The sequence below is a fragment of the Pseudomonas sp. FP1740 genome, assembly GCF_030687165.1.
In the GTDB taxonomy this organism is placed as follows: domain Bacteria; phylum Pseudomonadota; class Gammaproteobacteria; order Pseudomonadales; family Pseudomonadaceae; genus Aquipseudomonas.
In genome coordinates, this window is sequence record NZ_CP117461.1 from 2577953 (window position 1) to 2595184 (window position 17232).

Annotated in this window: 16 protein-coding genes and 3 pseudogenes; 8 read left to right on the forward strand and 11 right to left on the reverse strand. The window is 53.2% G+C overall.

Translation table 11 applies throughout. From position 1 onward, the window contains the following. Window positions 1–155: 155 nt before the first annotated feature. Window positions 156–689 carry an HD domain-containing protein gene (locus tag PSH69_RS11745; protein WP_305412123.1) on the reverse strand — a complete coding sequence of 178 codons (534 nt, stop codon included), beginning with the start codon at window positions 687–689 and terminating at the stop codon, window positions 156–158. A 347-nt stretch (window positions 690–1036) separates the two neighbouring features. Here PSH69_RS11745 and PSH69_RS11750 point away from each other — a divergent pair, with 347 nt between their 5' ends. Then, a complete protein-coding gene (locus PSH69_RS11750) occupies window positions 1037–1414 on the forward strand; it encodes a c-type cytochrome (RefSeq protein ID WP_305412125.1) in 378 nt (125 codons plus the stop codon). Between the two features lie 467 nt (window positions 1415–1881). Next, a pseudogene (locus tag PSH69_RS11755) lies at window positions 1882–2111 on the forward strand (transposase domain-containing protein); the annotation flags it as partial. A gap of 57 nt (window positions 2112–2168) precedes the next feature. On the opposite strand, the gene PSH69_RS11760 reads toward PSH69_RS11755, so the two are convergent. After that, a complete protein-coding gene (locus PSH69_RS11760; protein WP_305412127.1) occupies window positions 2169–2558 on the reverse strand; it encodes a MerR family transcriptional regulator in 390 nt (129 codons plus the stop codon). A 74-nt stretch (window positions 2559–2632) separates the two neighbouring features. Between PSH69_RS11760 and PSH69_RS11765 the strand changes: the two genes are divergently transcribed. Both PSH69_RS11765 and PSH69_RS11770 read left to right on the forward strand, forming a co-directional pair. Beyond that, window positions 2633–3703 carry an SDR family oxidoreductase gene (locus PSH69_RS11765; protein ID WP_305412128.1) on the forward strand — a complete coding sequence of 357 codons (1071 nt, stop codon included), beginning with the start codon at window positions 2633–2635 and terminating at the stop codon, window positions 3701–3703. A 156-nt stretch (window positions 3704–3859) separates the two neighbouring features. Continuing rightward, window positions 3860–4759, forward strand: coding sequence for a DMT family transporter (locus tag PSH69_RS11770; RefSeq protein ID WP_305412129.1), 900 nt, complete (start codon window positions 3860–3862; stop codon window positions 4757–4759). Between the two features lie 369 nt (window positions 4760–5128). Here PSH69_RS11770 and PSH69_RS11775 read toward each other — a convergent pair whose 3' ends face one another. The 4 genes from PSH69_RS11775 to PSH69_RS11790 all read right to left on the reverse strand — a co-directional run bounded on the left by PSH69_RS11775 (window position 5129) and on the right by PSH69_RS11790 (window position 8801). Further along, a complete protein-coding gene (locus tag PSH69_RS11775) occupies window positions 5129–5563 on the reverse strand; it encodes a PRC-barrel domain-containing protein (RefSeq protein ID WP_305412130.1) in 435 nt (144 codons plus the stop codon). A gap of 663 nt (window positions 5564–6226) precedes the next feature. Further along, entirely contained in the window at window positions 6227–6403 is a 177-nt protein-coding gene (locus PSH69_RS11780; RefSeq protein ID WP_305412131.1) for a hypothetical protein, read from the reverse strand. A 427-nt stretch (window positions 6404–6830) separates the two neighbouring features. Next, window positions 6831–7721: an alpha/beta fold hydrolase gene (locus tag PSH69_RS11785; RefSeq protein ID WP_305412132.1), complete on the reverse strand. Its 891-nt coding sequence runs from the start codon at window positions 7719–7721 to the stop codon at window positions 6831–6833. Beyond that, window positions 7722–8801: a sugar phosphate isomerase/epimerase gene (locus PSH69_RS11790; RefSeq protein WP_305412133.1), complete on the reverse strand. Its 1080-nt coding sequence runs from the start codon at window positions 8799–8801 to the stop codon at window positions 7722–7724. 197 nt (window positions 8802–8998) lie between these two features. Between PSH69_RS11790 and PSH69_RS11795 the strand changes: the two genes are divergently transcribed. From PSH69_RS11795 to lgt, 3 genes are all read left to right on the forward strand, one after another. After that, entirely contained in the window at window positions 8999–9499 is a 501-nt protein-coding gene (locus PSH69_RS11795; RefSeq protein WP_305412134.1) for a TetR/AcrR family transcriptional regulator, read from the forward strand. Window positions 9500–10020: 521 nt separating this feature from the next. Next, a protein-coding gene (locus PSH69_RS11800; RefSeq protein WP_305409271.1) for an IS3 family transposase occupies window positions 10021–11171 on the forward strand; the annotation gives its coding sequence in 2 pieces (ribosomal slippage) (window positions 10021–10255 and window positions 10255–11171; 1152 coding nt in all). 33 nt (window positions 11172–11204) lie between these two features. Beyond that, on the forward strand, window positions 11205–11963 hold the full coding sequence (lgt, locus tag PSH69_RS11805) for a prolipoprotein diacylglyceryl transferase (protein ID WP_305412135.1): 759 nt from the start codon (window positions 11205–11207) through the stop codon (window positions 11961–11963). On the opposite strand, the pseudogene PSH69_RS11810 reads toward lgt, so the two are convergent. Further along, window positions 11960–12196, reverse strand: a pseudogene (locus PSH69_RS11810) (transposase domain-containing protein); the annotation flags it as partial. The gene lgt and the pseudogene PSH69_RS11810 overlap by 4 nt on opposite strands. A 347-nt stretch (window positions 12197–12543) precedes the next feature. On the opposite strand from PSH69_RS11810, the gene PSH69_RS11815 reads away from it, so the two are divergent. Continuing rightward, entirely contained in the window at window positions 12544–13758 is a 1215-nt protein-coding gene (locus PSH69_RS11815) for a sugar MFS transporter (RefSeq protein WP_305412136.1), read from the forward strand. Window positions 13759–14241: 483 nt separating this feature from the next. Here the strand turns inward: PSH69_RS11815 and PSH69_RS11825 are convergent. The 4 genes and pseudogenes from PSH69_RS11825 to PSH69_RS11840 form a co-directional block, all read right to left on the reverse strand. Then, window positions 14242–14493 (reverse strand): annotated as a pseudogene (locus tag PSH69_RS11825) (VOC family protein); the annotation flags it as partial. Between the two features lie 49 nt (window positions 14494–14542). Beyond that, window positions 14543–15184 carry a LysE family translocator gene (locus PSH69_RS11830; protein WP_305412137.1) on the reverse strand — a complete coding sequence of 214 codons (642 nt, stop codon included), beginning with the start codon at window positions 15182–15184 and terminating at the stop codon, window positions 14543–14545. Window positions 15185–15694: 510 nt separating this feature from the next. Then, window positions 15695–15856, reverse strand: a complete 162-nt coding sequence (locus PSH69_RS11835) for a hypothetical protein (protein ID WP_018927603.1) — start codon at window positions 15854–15856, stop codon at window positions 15695–15697. A gap of 349 nt (window positions 15857–16205) precedes the next feature. Then, a complete protein-coding gene (locus PSH69_RS11840; RefSeq protein ID WP_305412817.1) occupies window positions 16206–17204 on the reverse strand; it encodes an NADP-dependent oxidoreductase in 999 nt (332 codons plus the stop codon). Between the last annotated feature and the right edge of the window lie 28 nt (window positions 17205–17232).

Consider the following 17232-nt stretch of genomic DNA (forward strand, 5'->3'; position numbering starts at 1 on the left):
TGCAAATCGGTATTCCTATAATCATGTGGTATGGGCGTTCCCGTATGGGCGCCTACCCCAAAAAAGCGCTCAATGTCTGGAAGCAATGCGCGCCGTGCAACGACCACAAGTCCGGTAGCATTGTGATCGCCACAGTCAGGGCGGGCTCACTAAATTCAGAGCCGCATCATTGGCAGTGGGCTCAGTGGGTTCGTTAGCAGTCGTTTGAGCGAAAGCTGAACTAAGCGAATGTGAAATCCTGCATCAGGAAAAGCCGAGAATATCTCACGTCGCTTCTGTCGTGAGAGTCCAAAAGTAACCGCACCACGGGAGACGTCGATCCAATCGGCTTTGCGAAATATCTCTGCAAGGTTCTGTGGATCGCGATGGGACCGAGTTATTTTATGGTGGTTGCGAATGATCAAGATAATTTCTTGCGCCCAATCCAGCTTGTCGATTTCCTGAAGGAAGTCTTCTGCCAATTGCTCTGACGGGGGCAAATAATCAAACGTCTTGGCCGTCCATATACCAAGATCATGAAATACCCCGGCCAAAACTATCTTTTCTAGATTCACAGCGTCCAGCGTACTGAGCGAGCAACAAAAGTTGATGACTCGGTACACATGATTTCGGTATCCGGTGAAGTCATTGCCGAGGTTTCCGGCATAGCGCTGAAGCAGTTCGTCCAGCCGCTCAATTTTGGTGAGCACTGTTCCATCCTCCTTGTTTGGAGGGGGCTACTTTATAGGCTTGGATGCCTTGTATAAAGGCGCCCAGTGGAGAATGCGAAATTGCACGCCACTTGAACACCCGTTTGCATCGACCTGACCAGTCATTTGCATTCGTTCTGACCACCGATTGCATCGGGTTCGAGCAGCACGCTTTGCAACCATGTTCGGCAGAGAACGGCCAGAAGGGTCAGCGGGATGCGCCTGGAAAACGAGTTGATTCAATGGGCATCAGAAATGACGGTGCGTGCGGACACGATGGCTGATATCTTTCCTGCGCACCAAATCGCGTCCAGTCGACGCTGATCCCATCAAGGAAGATAGAAACAATGAAAGTGTTATTCATCGCTTCGCTAGGAATTGCATCGCTAATTCAAACATCACTATCCTTCGCGGATAATGTTAATGGAAAAAATCTCTATTTACAGCGATGCAGCATGTGCCACGGAGTAGATATCAAGGCAACAGGACCATTGGCTAATAAAAGCAATCCTCCTACACCTGATCTAACAACATCCGCTTTCAAAAAGCGATTAAATGATTATCCGGGTGTAATTGTATCATCGATAATACTTCGTCCAAATGGAGACTTGATTCCAAGAACGTTGCGAGAGAATGGTGTAAAGCTATCGCCGTACGCTTGGAGGATTAAAGATCTGCGCGATTTAAATCAATACATGGGTGGTGTGATTTCAAAAAGTCGATGATTTTTGAAATGAGAGGTAGGTACAGTAACTTAAAAGCCATTTCAGGTTTGAGGGCTTGTGGGGCAATGCCGGTGAGTCAGTCGACCTCGCGCGGGCACATAGCTAATGAACAATCTCCGATTAATACAAGCTCGGGTGGCTCTTCGCATCAAGCAGCAGTCGGCTGCGGTCGTGACCAAGCAAGAGTTGGACTGCTCTCAAGTTCTTTGTCCTGCGATAGTTCACGCCGTAGCGTGGCATACTGACCGGTGAAAACGCCTTTTTTGCGCGCTGCCGAGCGAAATCTGAGCCTGATATCCCCTGCTCAAAGTAAAGATTTCAATCTCAAGCGCGTACTTTTCTGCCGTGGGAACCATGGCCGACTGTTTTCAACAGAATCGGCCGATTTCTGTCTGTCGCGAAGGGTAGAAAACGACCCAAGCAAACATCATGCGTATAGCAAATCCGGAGCAATTCGCTGATGTGGAAATCAAATCCGGCCATGGGCTTTCGCGCGTTCAAACTGGCTATTCGCGGGCTCCTTACGCAGGTAAACGTGCGGCTGCGATTATGAGTTTGAGCTCAGTCGGCACGGCTTAACGGTCATGATCCGTATGCGTATTTAAAGGGCGTGCTCACGCGACTGCCGATGCAGCGGCCGAGCGAGATTATCGAATTGCTGCCGCATAGATGGGCAAAGGGTTTAGAAAATGCGTAAGCGATGGACTTGAAACTGGAAGCAGGCTGCGGCTTCCGTTTCCCAGATGCTGACAGTTCAGTTGGAAGCGTTGTTCAGCTGCTGAAGCTCAAGTTGCTTGGCAGCACTGGCTTCGAGGTTTGCACGCTCTTCATCCAGATACCGATAAATGCTTTGGAAGCTGGCGATTTTCTGTTTGATTTCTGCCATCTTCTTTTCAATTAGCTTAGCGCCGTCAGCACAATCGATCAGCTTGTTCCGCTGCGCATCCAGAATCTCGCCTATTTCCCCCAAGGAAAACCCCATGCTTTGCGCGCGCTGGATAAAGTCCAGATCCTGCAGAGTTTGCGCTGTGTAAACGCGATAGTTGTTAGTTTGCCGCAGCGATGAGATCAGGCCGATTTGCTCGTAGTAACGCAGCGTATGGCGGCTGGCGCCGCTGCGGGCCTCGAGTTCGCCGATTTTCATGAAAACACCGCTTGACTGTAGAGTTGGGTCGATAGTTTACGCTTGATTTCTCACCTTAAACAAGGAACAGGGAAATGAGCGTGGAGTGCTTTGTCACGGGGGGTACCGGCTTCGTCGGTCAACATTTGGTGGCGCACCTGAGTGCAAAAGGTCACACCATTCGGGTGTTGATGCGTCGCCCGGAGCGACTAGCTGCACTGCGGGAGCAAGTCGACAATTTGGGAGGGTGCGCAACCCGGGTATTTGCCGTAGCTGGCGATCTGGAACGGGACAACCTCGGGCTGAGTCTTGCTGACCGAGAAGTGCTAAGGCACGCCAGAGTCATATTTCACCTGGGTGCCCACTTCGCATGGGGGCTGTCAGTGGAGCATTCTCGTGCGGTGAATGTGGAAGGGGCGAAGCGCGTGGCGCTGTTGGCGGCTGAGCAAAAAAGCCGTTTAGTGATGATCGGCGGCTACATGCTGAAAAATCATGAACATCTGCAACGCATCGGAATTGATCCTCGTTATCCGGAGCTGACGAATTGGCCTGCCGTCTACCGACATGTGGGTGGTTACGAGGGGAGCAAGCTGGAGGCGCATTTTGCGACCCTGGAGGTGATGTCCGCCAAGGGCGGGGAGATGACCGTTGTCCACCCTGCGACGGTCTGTGGCCACAGCCGCACGGGGCATATCCTTGACGGTCAGCCGCTGGTGGAGCTGATACGCAACCTTGTGCAGGGAAAGCTGACTGCAGTGCCCGGTACCGCCGAGCACTGGCTGCCACTGGTCACCGTGGATTACCTGGTTGAGCTGGTGGCGGTTTGTGCTTTTGATCCTGCCATGGTGGGCCAGGAATTGCTGGCGCTTGATGACCAAACTCCCAACTTGCGAGAACTCCTGGTACAGGTGGCACAACCTTTGGGCTTAAAGTCTCCCAAGCATTACATTTCACTCCGATTGCTGAAGTTGCTACTGATTATTCCTCCCGTCGCGCGGTTTTTGAATACAAAACCCGAAGCCTTGGACTTTATCCAGACCACTCGTTTTGATACAGCAGCGGTCGAGCAATTTGCCAAGGGGCATGGAATAGCCAAACCGGATATACGCCAGTCTTTGCAGCACACTGCAACGTTCGTCAACTCATATTGCATAGCCAAAGGCTAGGCTCTCTGACTTCACCCTTGGGGGCGACAAAGTCGCTAGCCCCTTATGTCATAATAAATACTGGTGTTTGCGGGATCTTCGTCCCCTCAAACTTTGCGCCGTCGATGTAGGGCGGCATTCTATCGAACGACAATTCAGCGACAGGGATCGTCATCAATGCAATCTACTTTCAGCAAAGGCGTCATATTTGCCCTCTCCGCCGCGGCACTGAACGCAACGATCGGTGTACTCAGCAAAGTACTCATGAGTAATGGCTTCACCGCCAGCAGTGTCGCTGTCATCAAGACCGTACTGGGTTGTGTGTTTCTCTCGATCTTGCTGCTTTTCCTCAAGCGCCCGGCGGCGTCGACCAAATGGACTCATGCGGCTATCTGCGCATTCCTTGGCATCTTTGTGCTGTTCCATTTCGAAACGTCCGCCTATCGGCACTACGCTGCGGCAGGTGTGGTGGTGGTGCTGATGGCCAGTGCCTCAATTTCCTCGATCATTCTGGGGCGCATTTTCCTCAAGGATGCCATCACCGCGAACGCGACCGTGGGCGCCGCACTGGCTATCGCTGGGATCTCGGTGATCTTCGGAGCCGACCTGCAGCAGGGCTTTACCCTGCAAGGTGCTGCGCTAGCCTCCATGGCAGGCTGCGGCTACGGGGCCTTTTCGGTTGCCATGAAGCGGATGGGTGTGTCGGGGGGGCTACACTTCACGCGGCAATTGTTGTTCTTTGGCAGCCTGTACCTGCTGATGCCGGCTGCGGCCGATGGTTTCGCGATCGGCGAGCTGTCGCCGCTGGCAATCGCCGCACTGCTGGCGCTGGCCGCGCTGCCGACAATCCTGGGCTTCTTCTGCACCACCAAGGCCATCGAGTATCTCAAGCCATCCCAAGTGCAGGCGCTGGAGCTGACCGAGCCGTTGTTCTCCGCGCTGCTGGCGTTTGTGGCGCTCAATGAAGTACCGCGCGAAAGCTTGTACGCAGGGGCGGCACTGATCATCCTCGGCCTGTGTTTTTCCAATGAACTGATCCGCTTGGGCAGCAAAGCATCCGTCCCTTCGACCGAGTGAGCTATTTTCGGATCCTGATTACTTTAGCAATTAGTGGTTTTTAAGTGTTTTGAGCGACTGATTGCTTCTGGCCGTTCTCTGCCTCATACCCAGAGTTACAGCTGCAACCCCAGCCGGGAGCTGGCCTTCTGCTGTAGCAGAAACACAGTTTGGCTATTCTGATATGGGCGAATTCAGATGCCGCACTGTGGGTACGATACGGCTGGGACCTAGCCTTGGATTCGGCGGCCGTCAGCTGAATCCATTCTCAACCCTTGTCGCTGCCGACAGAACCTTTTCTAAACGCAATGCGCGCCTTAGGGTTTGCCCCCAACGACAACATGTCGTTGTTACTCGGCGCGCATCACTCTTCGTTTCGGATATGGGCAGCTAGCCATTGTAATCGAAGGGTTTAGTTCCATAGAAAGAATGGATTTCTGTGGCCCAAGACTCGTCAGCCATATTAGGCCAGCTGTCCTTGTCAAAACCTGGTGCATTTTCCAAGCGCTCTTTCTCTACGTTGAGTACGAAGCGCTTGTTTACTGTATCCAGTGTTAATGCATTCCAGGGTACTGCAAACAGTTTTTCTCCCATTCCAAGGAATCCACCAAAGGAGAGAACCGCATAACTCACTCTTCCGCTGCGAACATCTAGCATGATTTCCTTAATATCCCCCAAGTCTTCGTCATTATGGTTATAAACATCATTTCCAATGAGTGTGTCTGCCCCCATCAGGTCGGGGCCAGGCCCCTGTTCCTCGGAGCTGGTATCTCGCAGGAGGTTGGTTTTGTATATGCCATAGGTATCTCGATCTACGTAGTTCATTACTATCTCCTATCGCCAATCAATCAAAAATGTTACACACCGTCTCGATGGGTGTACTAGTGGGAGTCCTCAGCTTTTGAAAAAGTCGAATTTTTTTTCGGTATGACGACGAATGGCAAATTTGAAATAAAAATAATTTATTAGCTTTTAATTGGATTGCTATCCATTTGTGATGTTTTGTGTTTTTTTATTATATAAGCATTCAGTGCATTGAAATCGCACATGACTGAATGAAGTGATTTCTTGTTATGGAAGCTACTCCTCTGGCTTGCATATAACTTCATAAATATGAAGATTAAGTTTTAATCGCTACTTTAGCCGAGCACGGTCAGTGATGCGAACTAGGATTCCGGGCTCAGATTTCGCGTAGCGGCGCGATACAAAGGCGTTTTCAGCGGTCAGTATGCGGGCAGTCTGGAAGGACCGACTTTTTCAACGGAATCGGCCAAAAGCGGGCGTTGGCTACCCGCACTAGCAATGACCCAGAAGCATTTCGATGGCTCACTCAGCGAAGAGGGGATCTGCTTAAAATTTTCTGCAGGTAGCTTGCTGACGAAGGGCACAAATGCTTGAACTGAGCTGTCTGGGTAATTGCGATGGGCGCTGTACCCCTATCAAGCAGTTCGTATCCGTTGGCCGTGAAAAAATTAATAGCGCTTTGGGTCAATAAATGCAGTCGGGGTGCGCCCGAGAGACCGCGTATTGTTCCCGTTTCGACAACAGCAGCAAGTTGATTGCTGTTCGATTGAGGGTATTCGCCTCTTCGAAATGTTTTTTATTCGGTTCCATCGCCAAGCGGCGACAAGCGGTGAGATGAGCATTGGTGCGCTGGGAGTCCATGGTCACCTCCAAGCTCAATTATTCCCGTCCAACCGCTATGGCCGAGCCCTCTGGCGCAGTCACGCAACCGGAAAATTTTTGATCTCTCTATAAAGACCGCTCGCGGATTGATGCGTATCAAATGGATTCGGTTCAAAAAAACGATTGTTTGAGAGGTTGTGACGTCACAAAAAAATGATTTTCCTGAGTTGCCAGCTGACATGCTGGCGCAACTGACGATGGGTTGCGCTAAGGACGGTAGGACACCAAACGAGATCGATACGAGAAAAGACGGCTTCTGAGATTCCGAGACCTACATGCTAAGGCCGCAGTTCGGAATCTCAATCAGTCAATGGGATATATCTATCCTTTGTGCCAGCTGATAATAGTTTTCAAGGTCAGGAACCTCACTATATGGACGCGGTTTGTTCCTATTCACTGCGAAAGTTTATATTGCGACATGGTCTTCAAGAAACGTCATTAGATGGTGGATAAAATCATCAGATGCTTCCTCCATTATGAAGTGGCCGCAATCGGCGATAATCGCGCCACGCAAGTTGCCAGCATGATCTTTGAGCGTGAGCAATGGGGCATCCTTCGTGGCATACTCGGCACCTATCGCCAGCACCGGCATCGTCAGCGGTCGTAGGGAGCGTTGCTTGTTCTGGCGAATTGTTTCGGGGATCGCACGGTAATAAGCAAACCCTCCCCGCAGCCCGCCAGGGGAAGAGTAGGCCTGAATGTATATTTCGGAGGCGACCGCATTGCGCTTGAACGCCCAGCGATCAAACATGAAGTTAAGATAGGCGGCCTCCCTTCCTGTGATCAACAGCTCGGGCAAATCCCTGACCTGATTGAACAGAAAATGCCACAGAAAGATGTTTTCCTCCGGGGCCACGAAGATAGGCGGGGCTTCGGCTAGCCCGGGTATGACGGCTTCCGTTAACGCTAATGTCCGTACCGCCTCCGGGTAGTCACTGGCAAGGGCATACGCAATCCACATGCCGACATCATGCCCGACCAAGTGGTAACGACCGAACCCCAATTGTTCCATCGTTTGGTGCAGTATTTGCGCCACGCTGCCGGTGTCATACCCCTGTTCGGGGCGGTCGGAATCACCCAGTCCAGGCGGATCCACGGCGATCGCCATATACCCTTGAGTGGCTAATGCCTGCATCACATGACGCCACGCATACCAGGTTTGTGGCCAACCAGGCACCAACAGAACAGGATCACCGGTTCCAGCAACTACGCAATGAATACGGATCCCCTGAATTCGCACATAGCGGTGAGTGAAGTGAGCTTCAATGGGGGAGGGGAGATCGACGGCCTTGTTCATTTACGCTATTCCTTCCATGGGTGCAGTGGCCATACCTAGCATTGACTGAATTTGCTGAAAGTTGACGGGGGCACCAGCGAAGTCATCGAACACGCGGTCGGTCACTTGGATGATGTGTTGATTGATAAATGCTACGCCTTCTCGTGCACCGTCTTCCTGATTCTTGAGGCAGCACTCCCATTCAAGAGTCGCCCACCCCGGATAGTCAAACTGGGCAAGCTTGGAAAAAATCCCTTTGAAGTCCACCTGGCCATCGCCCACGGAGCGAAATCTGCCTGCACGTTCGTTCCAGTTGCTGTAGCCGCCGTAAATACCCTGGCGTCCCGTTGGATTGAACTCGGCATCCTTGACATGGAACATGCGGATGCGCTCGTGGTAGATGTCCAGGTAGCTCAGGTAATCGAGTTGCTGGAGTACGAAGTGACTGGGGTCAAACAGGATGTTGCACCGTGGATGTTCATCCACCAGCGTGTAGAAACGTTCGAAGCTGGTACCGTCATGCAGATCTTCGGCGGGATGAATTTCGTAGCAGAGATTGATGCCCAGCTCATCGCACAGATTCAAGATAGGGCGCCAGCGCTTTGCAAGCTGGCTGAAAGCGGCGTCTATTAATCCCTCTGGACGCTGCGGGAACGGGAACAGATACGGCCAGGCCAACGACCCGGAAAACGTACCCATCTCGCTCAAGCCAAGACGAGCAGATGCGCGTGCAGCCAACTTCATTTTCTCTACCGCCCACTCGGTGCGAGCTTGGGGGCGACCATGCAGGCGGGCCGGTGTAAAGGCATCCCACATAGCATCATAGGCTGGATGCACCGCGACAAGTTGACCATAGATATGGGTCGTCAACTCGCTGATCTGTAATCCGTGCTCTGCGAGTGTGCCCTTGATCTGATCACAGTAGGCCTGACTTTGTGCAGCTTGGGCGACATCAAACAAACGCTCATCCCAAGCAGGAATCTGCAATGCTTTAAACCCATGGCCTGCTGCCCACTTGCTGATATGGGCCAAGCTATCGAATGGGGCTTGGGAGGTGCTGAACTGAGCCAGATGTAGACTTGGGCCTTTTAGTGTTTTCATCATGTAAACCTATTCTTTGTTGATCGACAAAGAATAGGTTTGCTGAGCGATATCGGTCAAGTTGATTTGCGCTAAAATGCTCCATCTGGATTTTTGGGCATAACGATATGGCAGGGCGACCACGGGAATTCGACAAAGAACAGGCGTTGACAAAGGCCATGCTCCTTTTTTGGGAGCACGGCTACGAAGGTACCTCCATGTCAGCGCTTGTCGATGCGTTAGGCATTGCGTCTGCCCGCATTTATGCGGCATTCGGTAGCAAGCAACGGCTGTTTGAAGAGGCTGTCGAGCTTTATGAGGCTGGAGAGGGAGGATTTGCAGAGCGCGCCCTGGAGCTAGCTGATATTGGCCAGTCGATCCGGCAAATGCTGTGTGACGCCGTCAACACCTACACCTCCCAGCGTAGGCCTTGGGGGTGTCTTGTGGTCAGCGCGGCCAATAGCGTAGCACCCGAAAATACGCCGGTACTCGCTTGGCTCTCGGAGCATCGGCGCCAGCGGACGGAATCGATCATCCTTCGTCTGGAAGCAGCTAGCAGAGATGGGCAGTTGAGCAGCATGGCAAATGTTCAGGCACTAGGAAATTTCTATGCAACATTTTTGCATGGGATTTCTGTCCAAGCGCGTGATGGCGTATCAAGAGAGGCATTGCTCGAAGCTGTTGATTACGCAGTGGGCTTACTGCCAGTGAAGGAATAATTCCACAAACATCACAAATGAGCATGCAGTTGGTGAGCAAATTGAGATCCTGCGGAGGGAGATTGCGAGCCTGGATTTATCCTCAGTGACCAAGACGGAAGCGCTAGAGGTGCTTGATACGGTGGAGTATCAGCTGGGCCAAGAGAAACCTAAACGTTCAGTTGTCATGCCCCTCCTTGACTCTCTGCGTAAGCGTCCGCCCAACTCACATTGTGTGACTCAGGCAGCTATCAATCACCTCAATGCCATTTGCCCTGATCCCAGCGGCTAAGTGCTCCATGGCCGATGAACTGGTATGGTTGCGAACTGATTCCTGTGACAGAGCCTGCGGCCCACGAGGCTTCATCTGTAGCGCATTGATTTACAGGGAACGGGATAACTGCAAGTGGAAGCGTCTGCTAGCCAGGGAGAGATTGCGCGATGGAGCAGTATTTTGTATGGAACACCGACCCTGTACTGTGAATCGCCCCGGGTTTCGTAGACACCTCTTTGCCTTAAACTGAGGCCAATTAGGAGGTGCCATGAGCAACCCGCATTACCCCGAAGAATTCAAAATCCAAGCGGTCAATCAAGTGACCGAAAAGAAGCTACCCGTCGCTGATGTGGCGGCGCGTCTTGGCGTGTCGACGCATAGCCTCTATGCCTGGATAAAGCGCTACAGCAAACCTCAGGCAGAACGGCAGCAAGACGATGATCAGCACGCTGAACTGCGTCGTCTGCGAGCCGAACTCAAGCGGGTCACCGAAGAGCGAGACATCTTAAAAAAGGCCGCCGCGTACTTTGCCAAGGAGTGCGGTTGAAGTACGCCTTTATCAAGCAGCGAGCGGGCGACTATTCCATTCGACGGCTTTGCCTGACGCTGAAAGTCCATCCCAGTGGTTATTACGCTTGGTTGTCTGAGCCGCAATCTGCACGCGCTAAAGACGATCAGCGATTACTGGGTTTGATCAAGCATTCCTGGTTGGAGAGCGGCGGCGTTTATGGCTATCGCAAAATCCATGACGATCTGCGCGAGGTCGGTGAGGATTGTGGTCGTCATCGTGTGGCGAGGCTGATGCGTCTTGAAGGTCTGCGTTCTCAGACAGGTTATCGACGCCGCCCTGGAAAGTACGGCGGTAAGCCAGCGGTCGCCTCACCCAATTTGCTGAAGCGCCAGTTCGATGTCGTGGAACCCAACAAGGTTTGGGTCACCGACATCACCTACATTCGTACGTATGAAGGCTGGTTGTATTTGGCGGTGGTGCTTGATCTGTTTTCTCGTCAGGTCGTTGGCTGGTCAATGAAAGCGCAGATGACCAGTGATTTGGCTATTGACGCTTTGTTGATGGCGGTTTGGAGGCGTAAACCTAAGCAAGAGGTGATGGTTCATTCCGACCAAGGCAGCCAATACAGCAGCTCCGATTGGCGCAGCTTTTTAAAGGCAAACAATTTGGTTGCCAGTATGAGTCGCCGAGGCAACTGTCATGACAACGCCGTGGCCGAGAGCTTTTTCCAGCTTCTGAAACGGGAACGGATCAAGCGAAAAATCTACACCACGCGGGAAGATGCTCGGAGTGATGTGTTCGATTACATCGAGATGTTCTACAACGTAAAACGCCGCCATGGTTTCAACAATCAGCTGTCACCGGTAGAGTTTGAAAAGCGTTACGCAATAAGCTTGCAAGGTGTCTAGAGAATCCGGGGCGATTCACTGATGCGGTTCGGAGTGCTCGATATCCACTGGTACGGCGTCCTGTTCGCAGCCGCGTTTGGCTTCGGTATGGTGATCATGAGGTTTATCTTCAGACGAGAAGGTAAGCCTGAGGGTGACCTGGACGCTCTGCTGATCTATCTCGGCTTGGGTACAGTGCTCGGCGCCCGGCTTGGGCACGTGCTGTTTTACGATCCAGCGTTTTACTTCAGCAATCCTGCGGAAATCCTAGCCATCTGGAAAGGCGGGCTAGCAAGCCACGGCGGCGCTATTGGACTCGCCCTTAGCCTCTATCTATTCTGCCGACGTCGTTCCGACATAGGCTATCTCTGGCTGCTGGACAGGATTGCCATAGTAGCTCTTTTGGGCGGCTGCCTGATCAGAGTGGGCAATTTCTTCAATTCTGAGATCGCCGGTGTTCCGACCGATGTTCCGTGGGCAATTGTATTCCCCCGAATTGATACGCTACCTAGGCACCCTACACAACTCTATGAAGCATGCGTCTATCTAGGAATGTTTTTGCTGATGTTCTTGCTGTACCAGAAACGCCGCACCACCCTGGAACCGGGGTTCCTGAGCGGGTTGTTTTTGTCAACAGTCTTCTCGGCGAGATTCCTGCTTGAATTCACCAAGATGCACCAAGCCAGCTATGACTATTCCCTGCCACTAAACGTTGGCCAACTGTTGAGCATTCCGCCTATTCTCGTGGGGCTGACGCTCATGGTTCTAGCCAAACGGAGTGGCAGAAAATTGCTATGCGAGCAAACGAATTAGGCAATAGGCCGGCTGTGGGCAAGAAGGGGGAAACCTTGCCACCGGTGCGGCAGCAGCTGCTCAATCGCATTCGCCCGCTGCGTCGGCAGCCGCGTCAGCACATCTTTGAGGTAGGCATACGGATCATGCCCATTCATACGTGTTGACTGGATCAGACCCATGATTGCCGCTGTTCGCTTACCACTGCGTAGCGACCCGGCAAACAACCAGTTCGAGCGCCCAAGTGCCCACGGCCCTGCTGCAGCCCAAATGAGCGAATTTACCCCATATCTCTGCATCCCCCCAAGAGATCCTGCGGCTTGCCAAACGAAAAGTCAGGCACTAAGGTAGCGCCCTCTAACGACTGGCCCCGGACTTTGGGTGAGCGGTAGCGGTTACAGACAAAAAATCAGATGGCAGCGCACCCTCCTTTGGCGAGTACTTCACCGCAAAAAGATAGCGCTGTCTCACTATCAAGGTGCCCGAGGCTCGATAGAGCTTTCCTTGAAAGTAACAATCACAAGAAAGGAAGCCCGTGATGACGAATGCTAGTGCTAGCGCGACTGTCACCAACAGTTTGGCAACACCCCACGCCCAACGGATGAGCACCTACGTGTTCGCGCTGTTTTTCATCCTCGGCAGCATCACCAGCCTTAACGATGTCCTGGTGCCAAAACTCAAGCACCTCTTCAGCCTCAGCTATACCGAGGCCATGCTTGTGCAGTCGTCATTCTTTTTTGCCTATTTCATTTTCGCCATTCCCGCAGGCCTGCTCATTTCGCGAATCGGCTACATGAGAGCGGCCGTCCTCGGGTTGCTGCTGATGGCTGGTGGATGCCTGCTCTTCATTCCTGCCACCCAGTCCGCATTGTTTCCAGCCTTCCTCGGCGCCCTCTTTGTGCTTGCGATTGGCGTGACGACCGTTCAGGTCGTTGCAAACCCGCTGCTTTCACTACTCGGAACCGCCGCAATGGCCCCTAGCCGCCTCACCCTCGGCCATGCGTTCAATTCGCTGGGAACCACGGTCGCACCCTACCTGGGTGCCATACTGATCCTGGGCTCCCTCAATGCGGTAGATACCTCCGCATTGTCGCCAGCAGAACTGACGTCCTTCCTGTCGCAGGAAGCCAGCGTGATCAGCAACACCTATGCAAGCATCACGCTCTTCATCTGCATGGTCGCCTTGATCGTCTGGCTGAAAAGAAATGAGCTGCAACCGTCAACAAGACCTGAACGTCTCAATCCACTCGCTGCGCTCGACCTTCTAAAGCAGCCGCGCTTTGCACTCGGCACCGTTTGCATATTTCTCTATGTCGGCGCCGAAGTCACGATTGGCAGCCTCATCACCGACTACCTCATGCTGCCGACAACCCTGGCCCTTCCCGCCGAAGCCGCAGGCAAGCATGTTGCCTTCTATTGGGGTGGCGCCCTGGTTGGCCGCTTTATCGGCTCGGCGCTGATGCGCACTTTCGCGCCCGGGAAACTGCTGGCCTTTGCCGCCACGGCAGTCATTGTGCTGTTGACGATCTCTGCCACCACACAAGGCGTTGTTGCCGGATGGTCGCTGCTGGCCGTCGGGCTGTTCAACTCCATCATGTTCCCGACGATCTTTACCCTTGCGACCGCAGGGCTCGGTCATCGCGCGGCGGAAGGTTCGGGCCTGTTCTGTTGCGCCATTGTTGGCGGGGCATTTATTCCGCCTTTGACAGGGTATGCGGCCGACCTCTCGACGCTCGCGATGGCATTGAGCGTGCCAGCGACCTGTTATGCCGGCATCGCAATCTACGGTTGGTATGCCCGCGCTCCGAAGCACTAGCATTCCCCGCGCGGCTAGCCCATTGGTAGAAGCTAACGATCAGAGAGATTCAACCGCTTGTTCGCCGTGCCAGGATCATCGAGCCCACCGGGCTGGAAGATGGCAATAAGCGATTCATGGTTGTTGATCTCGTCGAAGGAGGCTCAGCTAGCAAGCATGCTGTCTTCAAGGCTAGGACAGAGGCAGACGCTGTTTGCTCGACATAGAATGAGCCGCCGCACCTTTATCCTTCAGTTTGACTGCAAGCTTGCATCAGCTATATCGAATGGAGACAACAAGCCTTCTGTTGCTCGATTTGGAAGCGGTGAGTCAGTTACGCAGCTCGCAATAGAGTTGGGGTATAGCAGTTCAAGTGAATTCGCAACGGTATTCAAGCGTGTACGGGGTGAAGCGCCCAGCCGATACACCAAGAACAAAAGGTGTCGGCGTCCAAAATCGATCAGAAATACAGCGCACTACATGAACCTGGAATTTACGCCAAGCTCGGTACCAGCACTCTTCAATGGGTCTGCGCAATTCAATACCAGCGTCTTCGAGAGCCTTAGCCAAAGCTTTGGTATCAGAGCACTGAATCGAAAGATTCATCCCTTGGCCATAGGGTGAAAATAGAGGGCCAACACGCCATGGAGACACCTCCAAGTCATCCTGCTCCAGCATCAATTGGCTCCCTTGAAAGGACAGGAAAGTGAATTTGTCTTCAGGCCTTTCGTATTCAATTTGGAAACCCAGAATCAGGCAGTCCCTATCAGCCTTCCCTGTTACCGGAGTTACAAGCCCGACGCCCCTACGCCGCCTGCCGCCGCATGGTCAGGATAGCAGCACCGAAACCGATGAATGTCGACCCCACCACCCGGCTGACCCAACGGGATAGCGCAGGTCGGGTTAGCACACCCTTGGCCCGCGAGGCGAGCGCGGCATAGAGGCTCAGGGACGACACCGACAATGCCATGAAGATCGAGGTGAGGATCAGAAATTGCGGTAGCAATGCCGCACTCTGATCAATGAACTGCGGGAACAACGCTGTGAAAAACATCGTCGCCTTGGGGTTGGTCACCGCCGTCAGGAAGGCGGCTTTGTAGAGTTTGGAACGAGTCGGCCGGCTTTCCTTCAAGTCGTCCTGAACCCCGTCCGGGAGCATTGGGCCCTTTTTGAACAATTGTCTGATGCCCAGGTAGAACAAATAACCGGCACCGATGAACTTCACTGCGTTGAACAACCATTCGGAACTGGCAAGCAGCGCCCCCAGCCCCAGCATGGCAGCGGACGAAAGGCAGAACAGGCCACTGGCGTTGCCGAGCGATGACCATATGGCGCTGCGCTGCCCATGGGCCAGGCTATTGTTGATCGCCATCAAGGTCGCAGGCCCTGGGCTGGCAATGGCAATCGCGGCGACCAAGGTAAACGTCAGAATCGAGTGAGAATCCATTTTCAAAGCTCGTGGTGGTGGGGGCTGGCATGTTACAGGAACGAACGGGACAACGAGTTAAGTGGTGCTCGGTTTCCCAGGCGGTAATTGGATTAAAAGCGCTCCTTGCCCGCTGAACGATTTAGCCAATCTGTTGCGTCGACCGGTTGAATCCACAACCCAAAGCTGACGGTCGGCTTGGCTCAGGTTCAGATTGAGCAAGCCGGTTCTCACCCAACCGCTCTACCAATCTCACGAGAGGGTGGTGGGGAGCCAAGCTGTTTCTTACCTTCATCACGACTAACTCGATAGTGCTCTGGGTCGTCTTTGGCGCTATTTTTCTGCTGTGCGTGCTTGCATCTCGAAAAATCTGTAAGCGACTGTATGACGAAAAAATCGGTTTTTCAGCGTTTCTATCGAAAGTAGATCTGCCGCGGCAGCATGAGCCCAGTCCCGCACTGGGCTTTTTCGTTTCCGCGGATCCAAACAGGCAAAAAAAGCCCGGACTTAGCCGGGCTCGTTAAAAAAACTTCAGCGCGAATCCACCTCTTTCGCGATCTCGACGGATGATTTTTCCCTGCGCCTCTGAAGCCAGCTATAGAACGCATGTACCGGATGGAGGACGGCGGTAAGCACGCCAAGCAGCAGGATGATGAAAATGATGATCAGCGGGATGCTTTCGTGCGAGAACATGGTGGGTTACTCCTGTATTCACTATGTCGGAACCCACAGGCTAGACGCATAGAACAATGTTTTTGATGAACGTATATTCATCCTCGGGTTCGTCAATTGTGCTACGGAGAGAGTCGCCAAACTGATTATGAATGTGCTTTGTACGGTGGCTGTGGCGAGGCCGAGATCTACTGCTTAAGCATCAAACTGCGCCATAGGATCACAGTTGGTGCTACAGGCACGACGTCCGTTTGCTGCGCTTCCGGTTTCGGCAACTCTAGTGTAGTCAACTCGCTCAGCCCGGATGAAGAATGCTGGCGTGCTAAAAGTTTGTCGGGCTCTTCGGTCGACTCATCGATAGGCGGCTTAGTCATTTGATCGAAACAACGACCTTGCCTTTGGCTCGTCCCTGCTCGACATACTTCAACGCCTCTGCCGTTGATTCAAAGGGGAAGGCGCGGTCAATCACCGGTTTGATGATGCCGGCCTCAATGAGCGCGGTTATTTGTTGCAGTTGGGCGCCGTTGGCCCGCATGAATACAAACCTGTAGCTGACGTCTTGCTTGCGGGCCTTGCGCCGAATACCGAGGCTCAGCAGGCGCATGATTTGCTTCAATGGCCAGGACAAATCTTGCTCCTGTGCGAACTGCGCAGTGGGTGGCCCAGAGATGGAAATGAGCTGGCCACCTGGCTTGAGCACCTTGAGTGACTTCTCCAGGACATCGGCGCCGAGACTGTTCAACACTACGTCGTAGTCGTGCAAGACACTTTCGAAGTTCTGCTGTTTGTAGTCGATCACCAGATCGGCCCCCAATGCCTTCACCCATTCGACATTCGCAGTGCTGGTGGTTGTAGCGACAAAGGCACCGAGGTGTTTGGCGAGCTGGATGGCGAGGGTGCCGACGCCGCCGGAGCCGGCGTGAATCAGCACTTTCTGACCCTTTTTCAGTTGGGCGGTTTCGACCAGTACTTGCCAGGCGGTCAGTGCAACCAAGGGGAGGGACGCGGCTTGTGCCATGCTGGTATTGGCAGGTTTCAGGGCGATCGCGTTCTCGTTCACGGCGATCAATTCGGCGAACGTGCCGATCCGCGCTTCCGGTGGGCGAGCGTACACTTCGTCTCCCGGTTTGAAGCGTGTCACCTTCGAGCCCACCTCAATCACGACGCCTGCCAGATCGTTACCCAGGATCAACGGAAATGAGTAGGGCAGGATCAGCTTGAATTCGCCTTTGCTGATCTTCGAATCCAGCACGTTGACACTGCTGGCGTGTACCTCGATCAAAACGTCGTGGGCACCCACTGCTGGGGCGGGAGCTTCGCCAATCCGCCCGGGATTCTTGCCATAGCGATCAATTAGAAATGCTTTCATCGTGGTGCGGCTCTTGTCGGTTGTAAGG

Bases quoted from the DNA above. Each gene is read 5' to 3' on its own strand.
- PSH69_RS11750 (WP_305412125.1), top strand. From the start codon at position 1,037: ATGAAAGTGTTATTCATCGCTTCGCTAGGAATTGCATCGCTAATTCAA.
- PSH69_RS11760 (WP_305412127.1), bottom strand. From the start codon at position 2,558: ATGAAAATCGGCGAACTCGAGGCCCGCAGCGGCGCCAGCCGCCATACG.
- PSH69_RS11765 (WP_305412128.1), top strand. From the start codon at position 2,633: ATGAGCGTGGAGTGCTTTGTCACGGGGGGTACCGGCTTCGTCGGTCAA.
- PSH69_RS11770 (WP_305412129.1), top strand. From the start codon at position 3,860: ATGCAATCTACTTTCAGCAAAGGCGTCATATTTGCCCTCTCCGCCGCG.
- PSH69_RS11775 (WP_305412130.1), bottom strand. From the start codon at position 5,563: ATGAACTACGTAGATCGAGATACCTATGGCATATACAAAACCAACCTC.
- PSH69_RS11780 (WP_305412131.1), bottom strand. From the start codon at position 6,403: ATGGACTCCCAGCGCACCAATGCTCATCTCACCGCTTGTCGCCGCTTG.
- PSH69_RS11785 (WP_305412132.1), bottom strand. From the start codon at position 7,721: ATGAACAAGGCCGTCGATCTCCCCTCCCCCATTGAAGCTCACTTCACT.
- PSH69_RS11790 (WP_305412133.1), bottom strand. From the start codon at position 8,801: ATGAAAACACTAAAAGGCCCAAGTCTACATCTGGCTCAGTTCAGCACC.
- PSH69_RS11795 (WP_305412134.1), top strand. From the start codon at position 8,999: ATGTCAGCGCTTGTCGATGCGTTAGGCATTGCGTCTGCCCGCATTTAT.
- PSH69_RS11815 (WP_305412136.1), top strand. From the start codon at position 12,544: ATGAGCACCTACGTGTTCGCGCTGTTTTTCATCCTCGGCAGCATCACC.
- PSH69_RS11830 (WP_305412137.1), bottom strand. From the start codon at position 15,184: ATGGATTCTCACTCGATTCTGACGTTTACCTTGGTCGCCGCGATTGCC.
- PSH69_RS11835 (WP_018927603.1), bottom strand. From the start codon at position 15,856: ATGTTCTCGCACGAAAGCATCCCGCTGATCATCATTTTCATCATCCTG.
- PSH69_RS11840 (WP_305412817.1), bottom strand. From the start codon at position 17,204: ATGAAAGCATTTCTAATTGATCGCTATGGCAAGAATCCCGGGCGGATT.